Origin of the sequence: Paenibacillus tritici, from assembly GCF_013204885.1 — a bacterium.
GTDB lineage: Bacteria > Bacillota > Bacilli > Paenibacillales > Paenibacillaceae > Paenibacillus_AQ > Paenibacillus_AQ tritici.
In genome coordinates this window covers 11519-31975 of sequence record NZ_JABMKX010000032.1, presented here as the reverse complement: position 1 = coordinate 31975, position 20457 = coordinate 11519, and the positions used below count along the sequence as shown (strand labels likewise).

At 43.9% G+C, this 20457-nt stretch carries 22 protein-coding genes and 1 pseudogene; 9 read left to right on the top strand and 14 right to left on the bottom strand.

What is annotated here, in order from left to right; translation table 11 throughout:
* Positions 1-199: 199 nt before the first annotated feature.
* Positions 200-367, bottom strand: coding sequence for an AAA family ATPase (locus tag HQN87_RS33165; protein WP_367272848.1), 168 nt, complete (start codon positions 365-367; stop codon positions 200-202).
* A 410-nt stretch (positions 368-777) separates the two neighbouring features.
* Between HQN87_RS33165 and HQN87_RS31405 the strand changes: the two genes are divergently transcribed.
* Positions 778-1254, top strand: coding sequence for a hypothetical protein (locus HQN87_RS31405; RefSeq protein ID WP_173141186.1), 477 nt, complete (start codon positions 778-780; stop codon positions 1252-1254).
* Positions 1255-1800: 546 nt separating this feature from the next.
* Here HQN87_RS31405 and HQN87_RS31400 read toward each other — a convergent pair.
* Both HQN87_RS31400 and HQN87_RS31395 read right to left on the bottom strand, forming a co-directional pair.
* On the bottom strand, positions 1801-2757 hold the full coding sequence (locus HQN87_RS31400) for a hypothetical protein (protein WP_173141183.1): 957 nt from the start codon (positions 2755-2757) through the stop codon (positions 1801-1803).
* A gap of 623 nt (positions 2758-3380) precedes the next feature.
* Positions 3381-3467: pseudogene (locus HQN87_RS31395) on the bottom strand (transposase); the annotation flags it as partial.
* A 28-nt stretch (positions 3468-3495) separates the two neighbouring features.
* Between HQN87_RS31395 and HQN87_RS31390 the strand changes: the two are divergent.
* Entirely contained in the window at positions 3496-4278 is a 783-nt protein-coding gene (locus tag HQN87_RS31390; RefSeq protein WP_367272847.1) for a YheC/YheD family protein, read from the top strand.
* Positions 4279-4908: 630 nt separating this feature from the next.
* Here the strand turns inward: HQN87_RS31390 and HQN87_RS31385 are convergent.
* Positions 4909-5334, bottom strand: a complete 426-nt coding sequence (locus tag HQN87_RS31385) for a hypothetical protein (protein WP_173141181.1) — start codon at positions 5332-5334, stop codon at positions 4909-4911.
* Between the two features lie 33 nt (positions 5335-5367).
* Complete coding sequence (locus HQN87_RS31380) at positions 5368-5808, bottom strand: hypothetical protein (protein ID WP_173141180.1); 441 nt, start codon at positions 5806-5808, stop codon at positions 5368-5370.
* Between the two features lie 188 nt (positions 5809-5996).
* On the opposite strand from HQN87_RS31380, the gene HQN87_RS31375 reads away from it, so the two are divergent.
* The 3 genes from HQN87_RS31375 to HQN87_RS31365 all read left to right on the top strand — a co-directional run bounded on the left by HQN87_RS31375 (position 5997) and on the right by HQN87_RS31365 (position 8509).
* On the top strand, positions 5997-6347 hold the full coding sequence (locus HQN87_RS31375; RefSeq protein WP_173141178.1) for a DUF6843 domain-containing protein: 351 nt from the start codon (positions 5997-5999) through the stop codon (positions 6345-6347).
* A 47-nt stretch (positions 6348-6394) separates the two neighbouring features.
* Positions 6395-6754, top strand: a complete 360-nt coding sequence (locus HQN87_RS31370) for a hypothetical protein (RefSeq protein ID WP_173141176.1) — start codon at positions 6395-6397, stop codon at positions 6752-6754.
* A gap of 96 nt (positions 6755-6850) precedes the next feature.
* Positions 6851-8509, top strand: coding sequence for a restriction endonuclease (locus HQN87_RS31365; protein ID WP_173141174.1), 1659 nt, complete (start codon positions 6851-6853; stop codon positions 8507-8509).
* 192 nt (positions 8510-8701) lie between these two features.
* Here the strand turns inward: HQN87_RS31365 and HQN87_RS31360 are convergent, their stop codons facing one another.
* From HQN87_RS31360 to HQN87_RS31350, 3 genes are all read right to left on the bottom strand, one after another.
* Positions 8702-9184: a hypothetical protein gene (locus tag HQN87_RS31360; RefSeq protein ID WP_173141172.1), complete on the bottom strand. Its 483-nt coding sequence runs from the start codon at positions 9182-9184 to the stop codon at positions 8702-8704.
* A gap of 89 nt (positions 9185-9273) precedes the next feature.
* A complete protein-coding gene (gene yidC, locus HQN87_RS31355; protein WP_254075746.1) occupies positions 9274-10113 on the bottom strand; it encodes a membrane protein insertase YidC in 840 nt (279 codons plus the stop codon).
* 356 nt (positions 10114-10469) lie between these two features.
* Complete coding sequence (locus HQN87_RS31350; protein WP_173141170.1) at positions 10470-10817, bottom strand: hypothetical protein; 348 nt, start codon at positions 10815-10817, stop codon at positions 10470-10472.
* Between the two features lie 146 nt (positions 10818-10963).
* On the opposite strand from HQN87_RS31350, the gene HQN87_RS31345 reads away from it, so the two are divergent.
* Complete coding sequence (locus HQN87_RS31345; RefSeq protein WP_173141168.1) at positions 10964-11425, top strand: helix-turn-helix domain-containing protein; 462 nt, start codon at positions 10964-10966, stop codon at positions 11423-11425.
* On the top strand, positions 11415-12053 hold the full coding sequence (locus tag HQN87_RS31340; protein WP_173141166.1) for a hypothetical protein: 639 nt from the start codon (positions 11415-11417) through the stop codon (positions 12051-12053). Before HQN87_RS31345 ends, HQN87_RS31340 begins: the two co-directional genes overlap by 11 nt.
* Positions 12054-12122: 69 nt before the next feature.
* Here HQN87_RS31340 and HQN87_RS31335 read toward each other — a convergent pair whose 3' ends face one another.
* The 3 genes from HQN87_RS31335 to HQN87_RS31325 are packed head-to-tail and all read right to left on the bottom strand — an operon-like array spanning position 12123 to position 14023.
* Positions 12123-12650, bottom strand: coding sequence for a hypothetical protein (locus HQN87_RS31335; RefSeq protein WP_216857532.1), 528 nt, complete (start codon positions 12648-12650; stop codon positions 12123-12125).
* Between the two features lie 16 nt (positions 12651-12666).
* Positions 12667-13431: a hypothetical protein gene (locus HQN87_RS31330; protein ID WP_173141162.1), complete on the bottom strand. Its 765-nt coding sequence runs from the start codon at positions 13429-13431 to the stop codon at positions 12667-12669.
* A 40-nt stretch (positions 13432-13471) separates the two neighbouring features.
* A complete protein-coding gene (locus HQN87_RS31325; RefSeq protein WP_173141160.1) occupies positions 13472-14023 on the bottom strand; it encodes a papain-like cysteine protease family protein in 552 nt (183 codons plus the stop codon).
* A gap of 233 nt (positions 14024-14256) precedes the next feature.
* Here HQN87_RS31325 and HQN87_RS31320 point away from each other — a divergent pair, with 233 nt between their 5' ends.
* Both HQN87_RS31320 and HQN87_RS31315 read left to right on the top strand, forming a co-directional pair.
* On the top strand, positions 14257-15447 hold the full coding sequence (locus tag HQN87_RS31320; protein ID WP_173141158.1) for a pectin acetylesterase-family hydrolase: 1191 nt from the start codon (positions 14257-14259) through the stop codon (positions 15445-15447).
* A 54-nt stretch (positions 15448-15501) separates the two neighbouring features.
* The gene (locus HQN87_RS31315) at positions 15502-16119 is read left to right on the top strand and encodes a TetR/AcrR family transcriptional regulator (RefSeq protein WP_173141156.1); all 618 of its coding nucleotides are present in this window, start codon (positions 15502-15504) and stop codon (positions 16117-16119) included.
* Here HQN87_RS31315 and HQN87_RS31310 read toward each other — a convergent pair.
* Genes HQN87_RS31310 through HQN87_RS31300 form a run of 3 tightly spaced genes read right to left on the bottom strand, consistent with a single transcriptional unit; the run spans position 16094 to position 20110 of the window.
* Positions 16094-17452 (bottom strand): sensor histidine kinase, encoded by a 1359-nt coding sequence (locus HQN87_RS31310; RefSeq protein WP_173141154.1) that lies wholly within the window; start codon positions 17450-17452, stop codon positions 16094-16096. The genes HQN87_RS31315 and HQN87_RS31310 overlap by 26 nt on opposite strands.
* Positions 17449-18126, bottom strand: coding sequence for a response regulator transcription factor (locus HQN87_RS31305; protein ID WP_173141152.1), 678 nt, complete (start codon positions 18124-18126; stop codon positions 17449-17451). The genes HQN87_RS31310 and HQN87_RS31305 overlap by 4 nt, the downstream gene beginning before the upstream one ends.
* 22 nt (positions 18127-18148) lie before the next feature.
* Positions 18149-20110, bottom strand: coding sequence for a serine hydrolase domain-containing protein (locus HQN87_RS31300; RefSeq protein WP_173141150.1), 1962 nt, complete (start codon positions 20108-20110; stop codon positions 18149-18151).
* Between the last annotated feature and the right edge of the window lie 347 nt (positions 20111-20457).

Sequence of the window (20457 nt, the reverse complement as noted above, 5' to 3'; positions counted from 1 at the left end):
CTGTAAACGAGAAGCGCCTCTCCGTTATATTGGAGAGGCGCTTGTTGTTGTGGTCATCCACAATCCGGTCTTGTTCTGCGCTCTGTAGATCAAAGCGTGGGTGCATAATTTGTTCACCAGCCAAGGGGATCCGCTGGTCAATAGCGGAAGATAACAATGCATAGCAATTCGCTGGCGAATCGCTACGTACGCTTACAGCCTAACCGGTCTCACAATAATTCGCTTTACGCCACAAAAAAATGAGGGCCAGCGGGTTCTGTGAATCCATTCTCAGATTTAATAGAAAACGCAGTTCCTCCAGCATCTCCCGGTCCAATAGATGTGCCTCATCGACCACGACCACCGGCTGCAATCGGCGAATACCCACGCATGAGTTCAACTCTCCTGGCGAAACTGCTGTTTATTGTCACCCCGGTAAAATTCCGACTTACAGTTGAGCTGCTCCAGTAGCCCTTTGTAGAAGAGTTTAGTTAACTTCGAATCCGACTGGGAGAGTAGCTTAAAGCCCGCTTCATCCAGTTCCTTGCTCACGTCTTCGCCGACTCACCAGGCAGACCGTTGCTACAAAGGCGCCTGGATGGGGATTAAAGGAAGCACAATACGATCGCCTACTTTTTCATTTAAAGAGCAGGATAGCTAAAAAATAATGTGATTTTTTGGATTTTACAGCATATTTATGGTATATAGAGTATAGATAAAATCAACTCTACTGCTAGCGGGTAATTGATAACACTTTAGTAACACTTTATGAAAGGCTTTTTAAATGGGGGGGAATTAATGAGAAATATAAAATTAGTAAAACTAATACCTGTTATTTTTTTCGTTGAGTTGTTAGCACTTCACTTAATTGACAATTTGTTATACTCTGGAGTGATAAAAACGTGGTTTTTTGATATTGCAATTATTCTTCTATTGCTTTGTTTTTCGTTTATAAAAGAGTTTGGAAAAGTTAAATTTATAGGTTTAATTGTGTTAAATATTTTAATTATATTTTTATTTATTTTTATTTTACCATCTACTACTTACGAAGGTGGGAAGGCTTTTGTCCAAAATGAGATAAGTAATGATGAGGTTGCTTTTATTTCTACGAACTACAAACTAATTCCCACTACTCCTCGTAAGTCCTGGTTTATTGATGATTATTATTATCATTATGAAGTTGAAGTGTCAGGAGAAAAATTATTTTATGTAGTAAGTCCTATTGATAAGCACTCATTTCAACTTAAAGAAGATTTCTTTAGATATGAACGTTAGGATTATTCAGAAAAAGGAAACGTTAGTTCAATATAACGGCTGTAGTCTACATTGTTTTTCAGACCGGGGCTGACGCTGTTTCATTTTATTTATGTCAGTCGAATACTAGTTTTTATGGACCGACGATTTCTAACCAACTTGATCACGGCGCTAACAAGGATCAAACACCTTCAGATTTCTTAAAGAACTTTACTTCGTGACCACTACTAACCTCACGATCCCACGGAATAAGGTGAACACTGAATGTTATATTGCTGAGAAGCACATAAATTTAGTGGAATTCCTTGTTTAATACAAGCACACGCACGTAACTGCTGCAACAACCATTGCTAATTTAAAGAAAAAGAGGCATGCTTGTCCGGGTCTTTAGACTACGACAGCATGCCTCTTTTCGATTATTATAATTGCTAGTGTATTCTGATTTAATGCCAAATAACTCATTCGCAAATAATTGTCCATAATCTAAACGCATGAACAGGTACAAACCCCTGAGTTAGCATCGGCTAAATTACAAAATTGTAGGTTCTACCTTTCGATTTCATGTGGTTAAATTTGTCCCCATGAAGCTAGTCTTAAGAACTCAAAAAAATCAAATGTAAAGCCCACCTTCCCATTATTGAGTGGTTTAAGTGATTCTCCTGGACCGGACGCATTCAATACTCTAAGATATTCGGTACCTTGTTTTGTATAAGAGGTTTTCGCATTAACAATAGCTAACCAATTCTCCCACTCTGTTTGTATATACACATTAACATCTACATTCTTGGTGAAAACTCCATCTATTATCCAAGCACCTACGCAAGCAACAAGTGCACCTGTAACTATAGAAATGGTTACCGGACCGCCAAATAAAGCGACAATTATTGAAACCCCAACTCCGATTGTAGTACTTCTTAAAAAACTTACTCTTTGGGCACTAGAGTAGGTCGGTGTATCATTCTTATAATAACCATGGGCTAACACTTGCATATTAGTATTATTATAAGAATTTCTATAGTTATATCCCGAGGCATAGGGCCATGTTGGAGGGGTGGAGACTGGGTCATAGGTTGCTGGCGAGAATAAATTTGAAGTTTCTAATTTCTCTGCTTCTTTTGTATCAAGGACAACATTTTCTTCAATAAGATCATCTAGTATATAAATAGTCTTTTTTTCTTGCATGCCTAGTTTATCTTTATTAATATTCTTCTCTATCTTGCCATAGGCTTCCGTGCTTTGCTTGTCTTTTTCCCCAGTGGGATCGATATATTCCGTCGACTCAACTGTACCCGTAGTTAAGTCTGTTTTTGCACTATGGTTCAATACGCCATTAACATAGACTACAATTGTACCATCTGGTTCTCCTACTACCTCAGTTAGATTACCTGCTGCATCATAGAATGAACTCTGTTCTAAAGCGTTTACAATAACATTTTCATTATTGGGGCTTGCTGAAGCAAGTGTAGGTAATACCATTACAAGACACATTAGTACAAAGGTAACTCTCTTTAGATATTTCGTCATTTTTTATCAAGCTCCTAATCTCTTTTTTAGTTTAGTTTACCTAACTGAAAGTAAAACCTCCTTTCTTCTTAATTAAAATTTTCTCCAATTACCGCTCTCAGTCACCACCATTCTACCATCAGTACCATAATATGAGAATAATCCCAGGTAATTTTTTAGTATTTTTTTAAATTTCTTACATAATTTCATCACATTGCGAACCATGAAATATTTATAGGCTGTCAGGATTCCATTAGATCGTGTCTGAAAACTCTTCATTTAAGTGTCGTTCTTGATAGAGTTGTAATCCAATTCCGAATAGCTTCGGAGCCATAGGCTTTGTCGCTAAGAATATGACTCCCTGTAATATTCAGCTTCTGAAGTAAATCGATTACTGAAATGGAATCGTAGACTTGAACACCCCACACAAGAAAAGCGAGCGGATTACCTAATCTGAAGTTTGATTGTTTTTCCGCCACGTCTGATGTTAATGTGCTTCACTTCGTGTCCTTCAACGTTTTTTAGCACCAACGCTATGTTCATGTGCATTGTTCGTGTAGAATCAATACTCAAGTTTTCAAAGTCAGGTTACACTTGAAGAGCTTGGAGATCGTTTCAAGCAGTCCGTTATTTCGCTACTTGTAGAAGCGACTGTAGACCGTTTTCCATGGACCATAGCGTTCTTCCGGTAGATCGCGCCAGGCAGCACCACTTAGATCTATCCATAGAAAAGCGTTAAACATAATTCGTTCACAACCTGTGACCTTCCTCAACCGTCCGCTGCGCAATAAATGGACGGTGCACCAGACCTTCTCCCAGCGGAGCCGCTTCCGGCCCCATATGCCGGAGACGCTCCTCTACCAGTCCTCCGCCGACCTGCACCGGATGCTGAAATCCAGCCCGGTTGTCTACGTGAAGCCGATCAACGGCACTGGCGGACGCGGCATCCTGCGGATTGAGCGGCAGCGGGAAGGCAAGTCCCTCTTCGATATCCAGGGACGCCGCCAGACCCGCCAGATTATCGCGCCCCGGAAGGTATCGCTGAACCGCCTGGAGGCCATAGTCCGCCAGTGGTGCATCAGCGGCAAGTTCCTCGTCCAGCAGGGCATTCCCCTGCGGTTGCCCAGCGGCCGGTTCCACGATTACCGGATGCTTGTGCAGAAGAACGGCAAAGGGGACTGGGAGTTCACCGGCATGGCCGGCCGGGTAGGCGCTGCCCGCAGCGTCACCTCGAACCTCCATGGCGGCGGACATGCAATGAAGGCAGAGACGCTGCTGAAGCAGTGGCTCGGGAGCGAAGAACGGGCAGACAAAGCCATGCGCGCAGCCGAGAAGCTGGGCCTCGATGCTGCCGCTTACCTCGAAGACAGCTTCGGTGCCCTCTGCGAGCTGGCCCTGGATCTTGCCATCGACCGCGAGGGCAAGATCTACGTGCTGGAGGTCAACCCCAAGCCCGCCCGCGAAGTTTCCGCCCGCTCCGGCGACAGCCACCTACCGCAAGGACCTGGTGCGCCCGCTGGAGTACGCGATGTGGGTGTATAAGAATAAGAATACGCCTAGCTCGTCGAAGGTGGTTGAGGAGTAGGGTAGTAGTGCTCTGTAAACGAGAAGCGCCTCTCCGTTATATTGGAGAGGCGCTTGTTACCAGACTTCAAATCGCATGTTAGACATCCATATTTTATCCTCACTTATAAATCATTCACCTCTTCCCGTTTTCTTTGGCAATTTGTATTATCCATAAACCAAACATTAATATTATTTGTATGATCGAAAATACTAAAGGGAAATAGAATAAAACTAGAATCCGGTTATTATCTAAGTTTAGATAAGTGATATCAACCACACCTGCGACAGTGTTATTTCCATCCAATTTTTTAAAATAACTCAATATACCAATACTCGGAAAAGTACTACATATGATCCATATAAGCTTATACTTGTACGTTCTTGCTTTTAACGACATCATACAAGTTGTACATAATAAAATAAGGGGGCTACAATAATAAATCAATATTTTTCCAGCTTCTATCGGCCCTTCTATTCTGATATTTGAGTAATAAATAATTATCATATGAAACAATATAACTAATCCAACTTGGATTAAAACTTTCAACTTGATATCCAATTTCCCAAGCAAATCTTCACACCTCGCAAGAATTCATAGGTATATAATCATTCTTTCGGAAATTTTAATATCCATAGCGCAACAATTAGAGTTAATTGAATTACAAAGTAAACTAAAGGAAATATAAGAGCCAATCCAAAAAAATCACTGTCGAATTTTAAATCTACAAAACCATATTCAGGAGCCTCATTTCCCTTATTTTTATTTAGAAGAAACAAGAAGCTAATACTAGGAATAGTGCTTATCAAAAACCACAATAAGTTATATCTTATTTTTTGTGTCACTAAAGACATCACACAAGTTAAGTACAATAAAACTATTAGAACTGAATAAATGATAACGGCTTGTTGTACAGCCTCTTTGTCCCAATTCCCTCCTCTCAATTTCAGAAAATAAATTACACCTATATGTAAAACTACTATGAAAAAAACTTGTGCAATTGCCCTTATCCTAGTAAGAAATCTGTTGCTCATTTTATCTTTACCCCACGCCTTTCTTTTTCCTATCTATGCTTTCAAAAGCTTAACATCTTTTCTTAATTTGATTACGTAATATACGCTCAAAATAAATTGAGTAATAGAAATACCCCAAGGAAGCAGAAAGAGCATTTCAGCTTGATATTTCGGAAAGAAATTAATAGTAACGAATGCCTGCTCATAATCTCCACTCGTTTGTATTGCTTTGAAAAATAAAACAGACAAAAAACTTGGTACAATAGTTACTAAAAACCAGATGATATGGTACTTTATCCGTTGTGTCCTTATTAACAAAAAAGAATTAATCAAACAGAATAAAAGCGGTATAAAATACACCTTTAATGAGGTTATTGATACTTCTGTTCCCCATCCCTCAATTTTTATTTTTAGTAAATAAATCAGGAGCAGATGTAGTCCAAGTACCACAAGTACATAAAGAATGGCTTGGAGTGCTGCCTTCAATGATTTCATCTTCGGCCCCCTTTTTATGTAATTATCGGAATTTGAGATGATAATGAAGAGCAGAGCCTTTCTTTCGATTCACGATTAGATTCAGGCAAAGCTATTCACACCGGCGGCGACAACGTATCTACTGCAAGAAACTGCTCCTTCCGCTATAATTAACTACATATACAATGATCTCTCACGGAGGTTAAGCCTTGAGAAAAGTACTTTCAGTATTCATTCCCTGGTTGCTGATCCTCGTCGCCTGCAGCTCTAATAAAAGCAATCTAAACACTTACCTTATTCCAGAAAATTATGTCGGCTGGGTGCAGATTATCTATAATCAAGAGGGATTTGACCCTATCAAGCAGGTTAATGGGAAGAAAAACACACAACAAAAAATAGATGTCGATCAAATGATCCACGGTCACCATATAGGCGACGGCGAGTCTGTTAATAGTTCCGGTAAAATAGAGGGACCTACGGTACAAGAGTTTTTTGTCGGAACAGAGACGGAGCTTCAAAATACTCCTGATCCGGAGTATCCTGTTGAGCTTATGAAATAAAACTGGCATGAAAGTATAAATTCAGAAGCAAAGAAAGGACAGTGTACATGGAAAATATAACTAATGCAGATCAATTGGAATCCATAACCTCTATGCAATCTACAGTCAAAAAACTTGAGAGCGCTTTGTCCCAAATGACTCAAAGTGGCGCCAATACTACCCTGGTAACCAAACGGCTCCATGCTGTATCCATCGGCTTAGCGGTTCTGGAAAATGTCTGGAATCAAAAGCCTCATCCATATACACCTGAAGATTTAGCAGAGGCCGGCAAAGTCCTCACTGGTTTAACCCCTTCAGTGGAGAACAGTTATGCCAAGTCAAAGGCGGGCAGTCCACAAAGAACACTTTTGGAGCGGAGGATTAAAGCGTTGAGGCTGGCTGTTCAGGCGATTGAGGGAATGTGTTAAAATGAGAATGGTTAATCAAATAAGGACTAAAGTTCTTTACACAAGTTATACAGCAACTACTCCATCCGATGGAGAATCTAGATTAGGTGAAGACAATTGACTCGTTATAATTATTCAAAATACATAGAGAATTCTTATTTGGGATACAGTAAGGAAATTAAAGGAAGCAGTCCTTTTGATGTAAGAATTAAAGTAGAAAATCAGCTTAGTAGATGGAAAGAACAGGAGAAAAAAGCCCGGTCAAGAGAACGTCAGGCGAACTTGAAACTGAAAGCGGAGATTCTAACGTCAGAGGCGATTACAGTAATAGAGAGTTTTCGGTCCCTATTAAATTCTGCTCTTGAAAAAGGGCCTCTTTTTAACTGGGACTTAATGTATAATACGGATGATTTCGTTGAATTTTCTTTTCCTAATGCCGAACCGAATCTCGAAAAATACAGCTTCAAAGAACCTGCTCCGGAATTTCAATTCTATTTAATAAAGTATTCTGTACCTAAAGAAAGTCTGAAACATAAACTTTTTCCGTATTATAAGAATAAGTTAATTAAGCAACACCAGATTGCCAGAGACGCCTTTGATTTAGATTTACAAGAACATGAAGACAACATTCAAAAATCAATACAAAATTTCGAGAATGCATTGCATTCCTTTAATTCAAGCAAGAACAAAGCTTACAGTAATTATCTGCTCAAAAAGGAGGAATTCGAAAAAGATAAAATTGAGCATAACCGAAATATTGATACCTTCAAAAGGGATTTCGAAAATAATTTGCCTGATGCAGTATCTCAATATCTTGGCATTATTTTGGATAATTCAAACTTACCAAGTGAGTTAATCAAAACTTTTGAAGTCCAATATGATCAGCATTCAGGTACAGCAGTTATTGACTATTTCTTACCGAATATTGATGAAATCCCAAAAGTTATCGAATACAAATATATTGCTACTCGAAAAGTAATCAGTCCTATTGATATGAAGGTTAAAGAGCTTAACCAATTTTACGAAGTTACTATTTATCAATTAGCATTAAGGAGCATCTACGAAATCTTCACGAATGTTTATATTGAGGAATTCCAATCTATCATTTTTAATGGATGGGTAAATGGTATAGACAAGTCTACAGGGAATGACTTTACGTCCTGCATTATATCCTTACAGACAAATCACGCAGAATTCGCTGACCTTACATTATCTCGCGTCTCCCCCAAAGAATGTGTACGCAAATTAAAAGGACTGACTGCTGGAAGCTTAGCTCAGATGGCTCCAGTGAAACCAATAATGCAAATCAATAAGCAAGATACCCGATTTGTTGAATCTAAGACAGTATTAGCTGATTTAAACTCCACAGATAATCTGGCTGAAATGCCCTGGGAAGATTTTGAGCATTTAGTTAGGGAACTATTCTCCAAATTCTTCTCAAAAGATGGTGGAGAGGTAAATGTTACGAGGGCCAGCCGCGATGGCGGTGTAGATGCTATTGCCTTTGATCCTGATCCTATTCGTGGAGGGAAATATGTAATCCAGGCCAAGCGCTATAATAATGTAGTTGGGGTATCTGCTGTCCGCGATCTTTATGGGACCATGATTAACGAAGGTGCAGTAAAAGGTATCCTTGTAACTACCAGCCATTTTGGTAGTGATTCCAGAGAATTTGTGAAGGATAAACCCATCACATTATTAGACGGATCAAATTTGATGCATCTTTTTAAAGAACATGGATACTCAGTGCGAATTGACATAAAAGCTAAGTCTTAACAAATATAGAATTCTGCCCATTCTCCTAAAGAGGGCAGAATTCTATCCCCCTTCTTTAATGTATCAAATCATTCAAGGCCAAATGCAGCATTTATCCAAAGTAAAGTTATGATCTACGTGTTCTAGATTTTTGAAATGTTGTAATCCCTCCAAAACACCCCAACTTGAGAAGAGTGATACATGTAATGACTTCTAAGACTCTCCTACGAACTCATTTACTTTTGATGCAAAAGAATCCCAGCTTTTATCATATCCAACACTAGAATTCCATCCGTTAGAACGCAGCTTTTGAGATAACTGGATGTAATCAGCACGTTGCTTATCGTTTAGGCTAACATCAAAAGTACCGTCACTAACCTTGTACTCATTCATGTAATCGTACAATTTCATAAGAATATCTTCTTTATCCCTATCTGTTTCCATTCCACTGTGTAAGATAATTGAATCAATAGTATCATCTAGCTTCTGTGTGACAAGCGTTTCATTTTCCCATTGATTATCTTGTTGATACTGTATAGTTTCTTCAAGTTGAACTAGATCTCGTTGAATGTAAGCATTCAATAATTCATATTTCAAATCTTCATTTCTATTGACTCGTATACGATCCATAAATAATGCAGCATTTCCGAATAAAGAGACTACTAAAATCACTAAAATCCAGTTTTCCTTCTTCATATTTCTCCAACCCCTCCTGACTGCAATATAAAAACCAACGGCAGTCTTGAACTTAAAGCCCCAAACTGCCGTTGATTTATCAAATTTTATTATTCTTCTACACCTGTAGGCAGGTTTTTAACTGTTGCATGTGGCTTCGTATACATTTTATTTAGTAGGATCGTCTGCACGATAATGAATATACCGCCCACCACCCAATATAAGGGTAGCGCAGCAGGCATCCCAAAAGAAAATACACCCATCATAACCGGTGACAACAATCCGATGAAAGCCACTTGGTTATTTGGGTTTGGCTGATTCTGTGCGGAAGCGGATTGCGACAAGCGGAACTGAACGAAATACACCGCAGCAGCAATAAACGGCAAAATCATATCGGTCTGCCCCAAGCTAAACCACAGAAAATCGTGAGCGGCAATCTCCGGGGTACGGCGAATGGCATAGTAAAAGGCAAGTGTGATCGGCCACTGGAGAAGCATCGGTAAACAGCCCATACTTAAGGGGTTGAATTGATGCTTTTGGTAGAGTTGCATCATCTCGGCTTGCTGTTGCTTTTTGGCATCCGTACTAACGTCGTTCTTGTACTTTTCCTGAAGTGCAGTTAACTCCGGCTGAAGCACGGTCATCTTCTCTTTCATGTCCATTTGTTTCTTGGTTTGATTCATCATGAGCGGCATGATCGCAAGTCTAATGATGAACGTCATCAGCACGATAGATAATCCGTAGTTTCCGTGAAAAGCATTGGCGAAGAATTTGATCAGAAACGATAACGGATATATAAAAAAGTGGTTGAATATCCCTGTTGAATCGGCAGTAATCGAGTGTGCTTGGGCTGCTGTTGAACACCCGCTAAGCACAATAACCGAAATAACTGCCGTCAACAATACGAGAATGGGCTTGGCCCATGGTTGAAGCCGCATGAACTTTTTCATCGTTGTCCTCCCTAATTGAAAGTATGAATATCAATGTGGGGAAGGACATTGTCCTCTTCATCCGGTGCCTCTCTTCGCCTGGCAGTACGTACGATCCAACGCTGAATGCTGCTCGGTTGCGACAGTCTGACAGCCACATACCAAGTGGAACCCGCTGCAGCAATGTCATGATCCCAGTGAATCTCTCGTACAGAAAAATGGGCTAATGGAAATGATACTAAGGAATAGATAAGAGCGATCGAGAACGCCAATTGAACCAAGTCATAAAAATGCTCCAGCAAAGTTCACCTCCGTATGAGCCATATCGGATAAAGTTGAATACGGTTCATACGTTAGATTGACGTTGGCGTTTCGACTTACCTGCACGTTAGATTAACACATAGCAGAATGTCCTGCTCCTCACCCTTTTGATCCACAATAGAAATTTGCTCAGGCGGTTTTTCCAGGCTTCGGCCTCTAACTAACAGCTGTTGCTCCCCTTCGATAGGGTACCTTCTTATATACACTCCTGAACCGATATCCTCATAAGGATACTTGTCAAAATCGCTCCAATTCAGTGCGGCCCCCTTGTCAGCTAAGCTCTCTAATTCATTTAACGAAATATAACCGCTCGTTCCTTGCTCCTTATTACTTTGGCAGGCTGTGCATAAGATCAAGACAAATAACAATATCATTGAAAGCTTGAGGCATTTGGATAGTGTCATACAATCCCTCCAAGTTCTTATCATTCCACTGGTAATCTTAGGGATGATTATATCGTAATTTATGCGGAACCAAAAATTAATGAGTAAGTTGAATTGTGGTTGAATTACGTTCTATTGTGATATACTGAACGAAGGAGGTGGTACTTGTGTCAACGGTAAAAGAAAATTTGCTTCAATTTTTGGAGAAAGTGGAGTCAGGCAATGTTACTGCTCAAGATATTTACAATGCACAGACTCTTTTAGAGTCTTCTGTAATTATTTCTTCAAAAGGTGTGCTACGTAAGGGAAGACAGGGAAGTCATAAAAACCGCCGCATTAAATTCACTCCGTCCTTAAGTAAAGCTTTTCAATCAAATGATTTCTATACCGTTCAAGAGGTTGCTGAGCGCTTTAATGTGTCGGATAAAGCAGTATATAAATGGATTAAACAAAATAAAATTGAATGGGAACGTACCAGCCAGCATAGCAGGGATATTCGAATACCCAAGAAGCAATTTAAAAATCCTCCCGCAGAAGCGGAAGTTTCAACCCTCGAAAAATCCATTTTTAATAATGCTGCTGAGATGGAACTCGTTAACCGTAAGGATCTATACCGTGATGAAGACTAAAATTGTCATCTGGGATGGCTGCATACTTGCTGATCGGTTTATTTACCGAAACCACAGGGTTCGCAAGGAATTCGACCGGTTATATGATTTGCACATCAACGGCCTTGTAGAGTTCTGCCTGCCCAAAGCGGTTCAGGCAGAATTCTATGGTTTATTGCGCTCGGGAGGCATAGCTATCCGTACAGAAAAGGATGGGCTGATGAGACCCGTTGCTTTCGAACATGACAAACTTATGCCACTCTTCGAAATGTTCAAGGGGATTTTTAATGTGGAATTTCTGGATTCATTGGGGCAAATAAACTGGCCTGAATTTTCAGACGATTATAAATTAATTGTGGAAGAAATTATGCAAGAGGAGTATGGCTGGAGACATAAAGGCCAGGATGTGATTGAACAATATCTAGGGAAGACAATTGCCATGTTACAGGAGGAAGCAAAGCAGGAACGGGGACGTAAAAAGCCGCTGAAGGACATGGATGATTATCCGGTAATGGCTGCAGCCATTATACATAACGCCGACATCATTGTAACTTATAATCTTAAGGATTTTATTGATCCATTTGGCCAAATTCGTGTGATGAATCTGGATACATTTCTATTACCGGAGACACAGGATTCGCTGTTTTAAGATTTATAACCATTAACTTAAAAAGGATGCTAAGAGTGTACGCACACTCCTATCATCCTTTTTACTTCTTCACTTCACCTCAGCCCCATACCTCTCCTTCCAATGCTCCAGCCACTGCGAATAATCCAGCCCTTTGATCTCCTTCAGCGTCTTCCCTTGGATGGAGTACTCTCCGCCGGCCACGACGAGATTCTTGATTATGCTTAGCGGACCCGAGGTTCCGCCTATGACCTCATGATCTGCTAGCATGACATTTACGGCAATCCTGTACTCGTCCGGGGGATATTGCTGTTCCAGGGGATGATTCTCCACGATGAATCGGTAAGTTATGATTTTTTTGCCGAAATAGGCATCAGGTTCTTGCTTCTGTACCGACCAGAGCTGCATGTAATCCAGATTCTCAAGCATGCTCTGATCCAATGTATATTGGGCAACTTCTCCTGCAGGGTCAACGATCTTGTAACCAAGAGTCTCCACATACCCGGCGGCGATTTGCTCGTCAGTCTCACCTTCGGCGGTGCCTCCCTTATTACTGCATCCCATTACAGCCAACAATGCCAGGCTAAACAGTAGGAATAATCCGATGAGCCGGTTCATTCGTTTCGTCCCAGGCTCATTGCAATACGTCTGAGGCTCTTCTTCTCTGGACAGCGGAGATTACAACCGGGACAGCAAAGACAAGAGATATTCCGAACAGGACGATAGCTGTAATTAAAGAGTTATGCCCCCCGTCAGAAGAAGCGGCATGATGGCCGCCACCCACCAGGATTGCCCCATCATTAGAATTGCGGTTCATAGAATTCAAGGCATCTGCCGATTCGCTAACCGCTTCCCTAACCTCTGAAGGACTGATATTCTGCTCATTCGTTAAATCAATATAGGTCTCGTTAACCTCATTGTTTATATAGAGATAATCCAGCTCGTAGCGTTTGTCGTCAATCAGCTCTACAGTGCCCTTTCCGGCATACTCTGCTTCCAGCCGCTTCACGGTGTTGTCAAAATCATTATGATTGCTGATGTTATAGATCGTCCATGCCCCTGACTCCAGAGTAGCCTCGATCACTCCAACCTGGGCCTCTTCCAGATAAAGAGGAAATTTATAACCCGCCATTTCATGTGAAATGGAGTTGTCCTGGACATTCAACTGGTAATAGGGGATTCCTTCCCCCAGAGTGGCCTCATGAAAGCTTGTTTTGCCCGTACCGTGAAAGTTATCCTTCTGGGCTTCAAGGCTATCCGCATAATACTCTTTATATTCCTGCTCAATGGCCCCTTTGATCTCTGCCCCAGCCTTCTCAAGACCAGAATCGGCATATGCAGCATTTCCAGCCAGTGACAGAGCCATAACAGCGGTTAATAGCAACGCACGAATTTTCAAAAAAAGCCCTCCAATTGTTGTTTGTATTAGGTCATTAATTTCAATTAATATTGTTTACTGTATTAACCCACTTATAAGTGGAATTGCTCTTAAACGTAGAATAGCCTTGAACGTTGCTCGAACCATCTGCCGGATCAATAAAATATAAGTTCTGAATATTGTTAGTGGTGTTGTAGTAATACCCTTTAACTACAAAGGCATGGCCAATACTAGAGCCAGCCTTGCTCGTAAACGCAAGAACATTGGAGTAATTATCTATATTGCTGACTAAACTATTGTACGACGGCACACTTAGTGATGCAGATGAGCTTACGCCATAGGCGGCAAGTCCTGCCTGGGCATCGTAGACCGTCCCGGCCGTGTCCATGTATATGCCCTTTGCAGCCTTCACTATATTTTGCTGGGTGGCGCTGGATTTCCCCAGATATTGTCCAGCCATGCTGGATACAGCCGCCCAGCACAGATAGCTGCCCTGTTGTACTTGGGAAGTTACGTCATGAACAGTAACTCCAGAAGCAGCATATACGCTGCCTGCAAACAGAGAAGCCGAGATCATCGAACTAAACAGAATTGACAGCGGTTTCAATTTCATTTTTTTCACTTTTTTCAAATCCCTCTTGGAGTATTGATCCATCGGCCGACAGAACTGTAGATAATACTATCATAAAATACTTTATTTGGAATATCGAATTTAAAGCTTTTATATTGAAAATCATAGATTTAACAATCTGCCAAAGGATTATTTCCAGCTTGCCACTCCAGATTTAAGTATACACCTTGTGCAACCAGTTATCCGGGCGTATACTTCTAGTAGGGGGCGATGAGATGAGCAGAATGAAGAAAATTACGATATTTACGGGTGTTGGATTGTTGAGCGTTGTTGTCATTGCCATTGTTGCGGTCTACGCCTTCGTAATCCGGCGGCCGGTGACCATTACCCCCGTGATCGCGGAAGTGAAGCCTTACGAGTGGAACAAGGTTAAGCTGGGCGGGAATGTCCTTTCAAGTGATGGATCGCCGTATTTCATATGGAATAAAACCGGGGAATCGGACAACTGGATCGTTTTCTTCTCCGGGGGCGGGGCCAGTTGGGATGCGCAAAGTGCCGCACACCCCATTAAGCTTATGAACTTCATCAAAGGCGGGGATACCGGCAACTACTTCCCGGACATCCCCTTCTATATGCTGACCTTGCTAAGGGGAATGATGGATACGGATAATCCGGTGAATCCTTTTCATGGCTGGAATGTCGTCTATCTCCCCTACTCGACCGGTGATTTCCATATCGGCAACCGCACCGCTGAATACCGGAAAGAGGATGGCACCCCCTTCACGATGCGTTATAACGGGAGTAATAATGTGCGCAGCAGCCTCGATTGGATCTATGCGAATGTCGATAAGCCGGAGAAGCTGCTGATTGCAGGTGAAAGCGCGGGCGGGTTCGGGTCTGCCTTCTGGGCGCCTGAAATCGCGGCTCACTACAAAGACTCGGAGATCTTCCAATATTCGGACAGCTCCTTTCTGAAATCAGACAAATGGCCGAATGTAATAGACCAGGAATGGCACGCAGACTTCGTTAAGAATTTCGGATACGCCCCGGAAGCGGATATCATCGGGGCTGCTTTTCGGGCGAACGGTCATCTAATGCCTCCGGGTACGGTACTCCTGCAATCCTACTCGGTATACGACGAGATTCTGATCCACTTTCAGAACAATATCAACGATTACAAGGGGCCAAGAGATCGGAGGATTATTAATGAATGGTCACAGGAAATGCGGCAGTCTGTATCCTCTGTGGCTGCTGCTGTACCGAATTACTATTACTATCTGACCGATTATGGGCTGAATGCAGCGAAGGGGACGACCCCGCATACTTTCGCCACCCGGGAGACCTTCTATCAGGCGGAGCAGGATGGCGTGAAGCTTGTGAAGTGGCTGGGGGATGTGGTCAATCAGCAGAACCTCTATTCGGTGGGCAGCAAGTTCCTTAAGCCCCCGCAGCCAGCTCAGGAATAGTCCGGGAAGCAGCGGAATACCAGGATAACAGCATAAGGACAGGAGAGGAAATCATTGAATTTGCGTGAGAAGCAGCAACAATTAACGAGGGGCCTTATTAAGGATACTACGCTGGAGCTGTTCTGTGCCCAGGGCATTGAGCGCACGGATATGGCTCAGATTGCCGGACAGGCCGGTGTCTCCCGGCGCACGCTGTACCATCATTATAAGGACAAGGAAGAACTCGCCGCTCAACTCTATGTCGATAATCTGGAGCAGATGTTTGGACAGCTGCTGTTTGATTTCGATTTTGCACAGCCGGTACAGTCTCTGGAGAAGATTCTGGATCAATACCTGGAGCTGAGAGAGCATCAGGAGTCACTGATTTATTATGATGCCCTTTTTGGAGTCTACTACAGTACTCTCTCCAAAAATCCGGCTGAACTCCCTGACTTCAAGAAGGCCATGGAAGTCTGGTATTCCCGGTATATCAGCCTGGAGAGCGCCTCGGTGGCTCCGGAGCATCAAAAAAAGTGGCTGGACCTTCTACAGAAGTCCACCCACCTGTATTTCATGTATTTACAAAAAGCGGTTATTCTTACCCGCCAGCGGGGCGGTTCAGTTACGGAAGAAGACCGGGCAACAGACCGGCAATTCAAGGATTTCATTATGTCTGGCGTACGGGCAACCTGACAATAATCGTCGTGCCTACTCCTGCCGCACCGTCTACGTCAATACTGCCCTGATGCAGGGAGACGATTTTTGAAACAATAGCCAGTCCCAGACCGTTCCCGCTATTACTTCCATTCCGCGACTTGTCTACTGTATAGAATCTTTGGAACACGGCACCCCACTCCTCCGGGGAGATCCCGATGCCATTATCGCTGATAGTGACGGCAACTTCCGCTGCACTGTGGTCTATACGGATGCTGATCTTCCCGCCTTCCGGCGTGAACTTGATGCTGTTGCTGAGCAGATTCATCCATACCTGCTTCAGCTGATCTTCATCCCCTGTGATATGAACAGCTTCCGGCAGCTCCAGATCAATAATGAGGCTCCGGGCTGACCACTGCGGCTCACAGGTCACCACGATCGTTCGGATCTGCTCGTCCAGACGGAAGGGGACTGCCGTGAAGGGGTGATGCTCGGAATCCAGGGAAGCCAGCTTCAGCAGATTATCACTTAGCCGGGACAGACGTCCGCTCTCCGCAATGATGATATCCAGATAGTCCTTACGTTCCTCTTCGGCAATCAGATCATTGCTCTGCAGCGCCCTGGCAAAACCGGATATGGAGGTAAGCGGTGTCTGGATTTCATGGGAGACATTGGAGACAAAATCCTGCCTCATCTGCTCCAGCTGCTTCAGTTCCCCCGCCATCTCCACATAGCTCTGGGTCAGCTCCCCGATCTCGTCCACACGGTTCATTCTGAGATCCACTTCGAAATCACCCTTGGCCAATCTTCTGGTGGCATTCGTCAAAGCCTTGATCGGCTCCACCAGATATCTGGCAGCCACAACAATACATACGCTTCCCAGCACAAGCACGAGCAGCAGCACAAAGAGTACCAGCCGGTTGACAAGATGTTCGTTCTCGGCAGAATACTGCAGGAACATCGCACGCCACTCCCCCTTGAGCAAGAAGGGCATTCCGATGAACGTATCATTATCTTCCGTGGAGGAACGATAGACCTTACCCTGCAACACTTGCCGGACAGCGCCGGGGGTGATGGTCACAGCCGGACTATCCGAGAGACCGTAAAAGCTATGTTCCCCCGAGGGATGGTACATGTGGATAGGATGCGCCGATATTTTAACCATACTATTCAGGAACTCATCCATATCTGTAGGCTTGGCGTCATCATAGCGGTGAATAATCTCCCTGCCCACGGTGATCATCTCATTCTGTCCCTCATAGCTTATCTGCTTCTGAAATACATACAAGCCGATGAAAAAGGAACAGATCAGACTAAAGACAATAATGCCAAGAAACGTGAGAATGATCCGGACATACAATGTCTTGATCATGGCTCAGGGATCAGCCGGTATCCCAGGCCGCGGGCGGTTTCAATCTGAAAACCCTCGCCATTGCCGCTGAACTTCTCTCTAAGCCGGCTGATATGCACATCTACCGTCCGCCCGTCCCCTTCATAATGGAGTCCCCAGACTTGCTGAATCAGTTGTTCTCTGGTGAAGATCTGCCTGGGGTGGCTGACCAGCAGAAACAGAAGATCAAATTCCTTCAAGGGCAGCGTGACCGGTGCCCCGCCGCGTGTAACCTGAAAGGTCCGGCGGTTAAGCACCACATTGCCTAGCTGCACGGACTGGGAAGTAACTACCAGTGAGCGTTTGAGCAGCGCTTTTACCCGCATCACCAGCTCCATCGGATCAAACGGCTTGGTCAGGTAATCGTCCGTTCCGAGCTGAAACCCTTTGATTTTGTGGGCGGATTCCGCTTTGGCCGTTACCATGAGGAGAGGGAGATTGGCATCTGAACGCCTGATTTCCCTACACAGCTCCCAGCCGTTCAGTCCCGGCATCATAATATCCAGAATAACAAGATCAATCTGTGAGTTCTCTATGATGTACAAGGCCTTGGTGCCGTCCCCGGCTTCTTCGAGGTGGAACCCTTCTTTGCGCAGATATAGAGACATCAGCTTCCGGATATTGTCATCATCATCCGCGATAAGTATTGTAGCCACGGGCATCCTTCTCTCTTAAGCGTTATCCAAACTGCCAGCCGAGCAGATTCCAATAGTAGAAGAAGATCGTCAGTACGACAGCCGAAAGCGTCACTAACGTGTAATGCACCCGCTTCAAGGCGGTCCAATACTTATTCCTCCAAACCAGTACAGCCGAGACCAACATTGCTAAGGTCAAGCCCGCCATAATGATTGGCATAACCAGACTGACAGACAGCAACGGACTGATACCGCTGAGCTTCTGCATAATGTCCATAGACATAATGATCATAAACAGAGTAATAAAAGACAACAGCGCCCAAACGGAAGTTCCCGCAGATAACCGGATGGCCCGCTTTTCCGGGAGCGTCATCGCCTTGAACCTGCGTCTGAAGAAGATAGGTCCGGGCAATGCCGTGAGGAAGATGAATCCCACTACTCCAAGCAGGATGAGCCAAAACTTACTCTGATCCAAAAGCGGCGTACGCTCCAGCGGCATCTCCGGGGCCATGTCCAGGAGCATATGTGTCACTGTGCCGGACTCATCCGTAAGGAAAGCGATCTGATCGGTCCCTTCCTCCAGCTGGAACAGGTTAGGGGCGATTGCTCTGTACAACTGTTGTTCACTGCCGCTTCCCAAGGATATTTTGTTATCCACAACCGTAACATTCAGCTGGGCAAAAAAGTTAAAGAACTTGTCAATATCACTTAGGTTGCGGCGTGTAAATTGATAGGAGCCGGCATATTTCTGCACGGATTCTGCGGAAGCGGAGAACTCCGGCTGCTTCACTTCGGAAGCGGGATAATACCGGTTGAACAAGGCCTGGACCAGATGGGTCGCAGCTTCGCTGCCTTGACCTCCATTATAGGATAAGAAAATCCCCAGCTGCTTGGCTGGCGCGAGATATAATTCCGTATTGAACATGGGATCGGAGCCGCCATGAGAGATTAACCTTACCCCGTTCACCCGTTTCTCTGCGAATCCGAGAGCGACTCCCGGCAGGCGCTTATCGAGCTGGAATGCCGTTGAATGCATGAGTGCAGCAGTCTCAGGCTTCAGAATCTGCCCGTCGCCATATTCACCGTTCTGCAGATGCGCGATCATGAAATGGGCCATGTCTAATGCAGATACGGTACCCGAGCCGGCAGGACGAAATCCGCCCTCGAAGGTAGGTGTGCCTGGAATAAAGCTGCCGTTCTCGCTGTTATACCCTACCACCTGGTTAGGGATGAATGACTCCGGCAATGGCTCCACGACCGTCGAATGCTTCATGTCCAGCGGATCGAAGATATTCTTCTGAATATAATCATTATAAGGAATACCGCTGACATCCTCCACGATCATCCCGGCAAGCGTGGCTCCATAGTTAGAATAGGCACTCATCTCACCGGGCGGTCTGATCCGGGCGAGCATATGTTTATTGAGTGTCTCCGAGATGGAACCGGGCAGTCCGGCAGGATCAGTGACGATCTGATAACCGACTCCGCCCTCTTCAAAGCCTGCTGTATGGGTCATCAAATGACGCATGGTGATCGGTTCAGGATAAGTGGCAGGAATCTTCACGGATTTCAGGTAGGTGTTAATGTCCGTATCCAGATCAATCTTCCCCTGTTCCACCAGCTGCATCACAGCTGTCCAGGTGAACAGCTTGGTCGTTGAAGCGATTCGGAACATGCTGGTGGCAGGGTCAACCGGAGCCGCTTGCTCCAGATTGGAACTGCCATACCCTTTGCCCAAAATGATCTTGCCGTCCTTCACGATGGAGATCACCGCTCCCGGAATTTGCAGCCGGTTCATATATTCTTCCATCATCCCATCCACAAAGGCAGTCAGGCCTGCCGTATCCTCAAGATTGGCAGGTGCTTCAATCCGCGACCCCGGAGAAGCGGCTTGCCCCGTCTCCGCCTGGGCATGTTTCCCGGGAAATATTAGGCCTGCGCCTAACCCCAGCACAGCCAGCATGGCCATACCGGCGATCAGCTTTTTTTTCATTAATCTTAACATGATTACCCTCCGCATCATCTGTCTATTTTAAGCTTCATCCGCCTGACACTTATAGAGATTATCAGAGTAGTGTGAATGGAACGTTAACAGCGTAAACCTTCTGCACATAGAATAGTCGAGAGAAATCACTATTATACAAAAAAGACTGCCGAGAAGATCTCGACAGCCCTGAGAAAGAGGATTTCCTTTTTTTATTTGATTTCCTCTATTTGATTTAAGATGTTTTTCCGGAAAATAGTTGAATAGTACATAACTAAATAGTTAAAGGTTGTATTGAATTCACTCGTATCAAATTCAGATGGCACCTTTAGATCAACTTTTTCTCCCAGCTTCATGGTCACAGTAAT

Coding starts and splice junctions, on each gene's coding strand:
- HQN87_RS31350 (WP_173141170.1), bottom strand. CDS start 10,817: ATGACACTATCCAAATGCCTCAAGCTTTCAATGATATTGTTATTTGTC.
- HQN87_RS31300 (WP_173141150.1), bottom strand. CDS start 20,110: ATGTTAAGATTAATGAAAAAAAAGCTGATCGCCGGTATGGCCATGCTG.
- HQN87_RS31310 (WP_173141154.1), bottom strand. CDS start 17,452: ATGATCAAGACATTGTATGTCCGGATCATTCTCACGTTTCTTGGCATT.
- HQN87_RS31385 (WP_173141181.1), bottom strand. CDS start 5,334: ATGAGCAACAGATTTCTTACTAGGATAAGGGCAATTGCACAAGTTTTT.
- yidC (WP_254075746.1), bottom strand. CDS start 10,113: ATGAAAAAGTTCATGCGGCTTCAACCATGGGCCAAGCCCATTCTCGTA.
- HQN87_RS31335 (WP_216857532.1), bottom strand. CDS start 12,650: ATGAACCGGCTCATCGGATTATTCCTACTGTTTAGCCTGGCATTGTTG.
- HQN87_RS31360 (WP_173141172.1), bottom strand. CDS start 9,184: ATGAAGAAGGAAAACTGGATTTTAGTGATTTTAGTAGTCTCTTTATTC.
- HQN87_RS31380 (WP_173141180.1), bottom strand. CDS start 5,808: ATGAAATCATTGAAGGCAGCACTCCAAGCCATTCTTTATGTACTTGTG.
- HQN87_RS31400 (WP_173141183.1), bottom strand. CDS start 2,757: ATGACGAAATATCTAAAGAGAGTTACCTTTGTACTAATGTGTCTTGTA.
- HQN87_RS31325 (WP_173141160.1), bottom strand. CDS start 14,023: ATGAAATTGAAACCGCTGTCAATTCTGTTTAGTTCGATGATCTCGGCT.
- HQN87_RS31340 (WP_173141166.1), top strand. CDS start 11,415: ATGAAGACTAAAATTGTCATCTGGGATGGCTGCATACTTGCTGATCGG.
- HQN87_RS31405 (WP_173141186.1), top strand. CDS start 778: ATGAGAAATATAAAATTAGTAAAACTAATACCTGTTATTTTTTTCGTT.
- HQN87_RS31370 (WP_173141176.1), top strand. CDS start 6,395: ATGGAAAATATAACTAATGCAGATCAATTGGAATCCATAACCTCTATG.
- HQN87_RS31320 (WP_173141158.1), top strand. CDS start 14,257: ATGAGCAGAATGAAGAAAATTACGATATTTACGGGTGTTGGATTGTTG.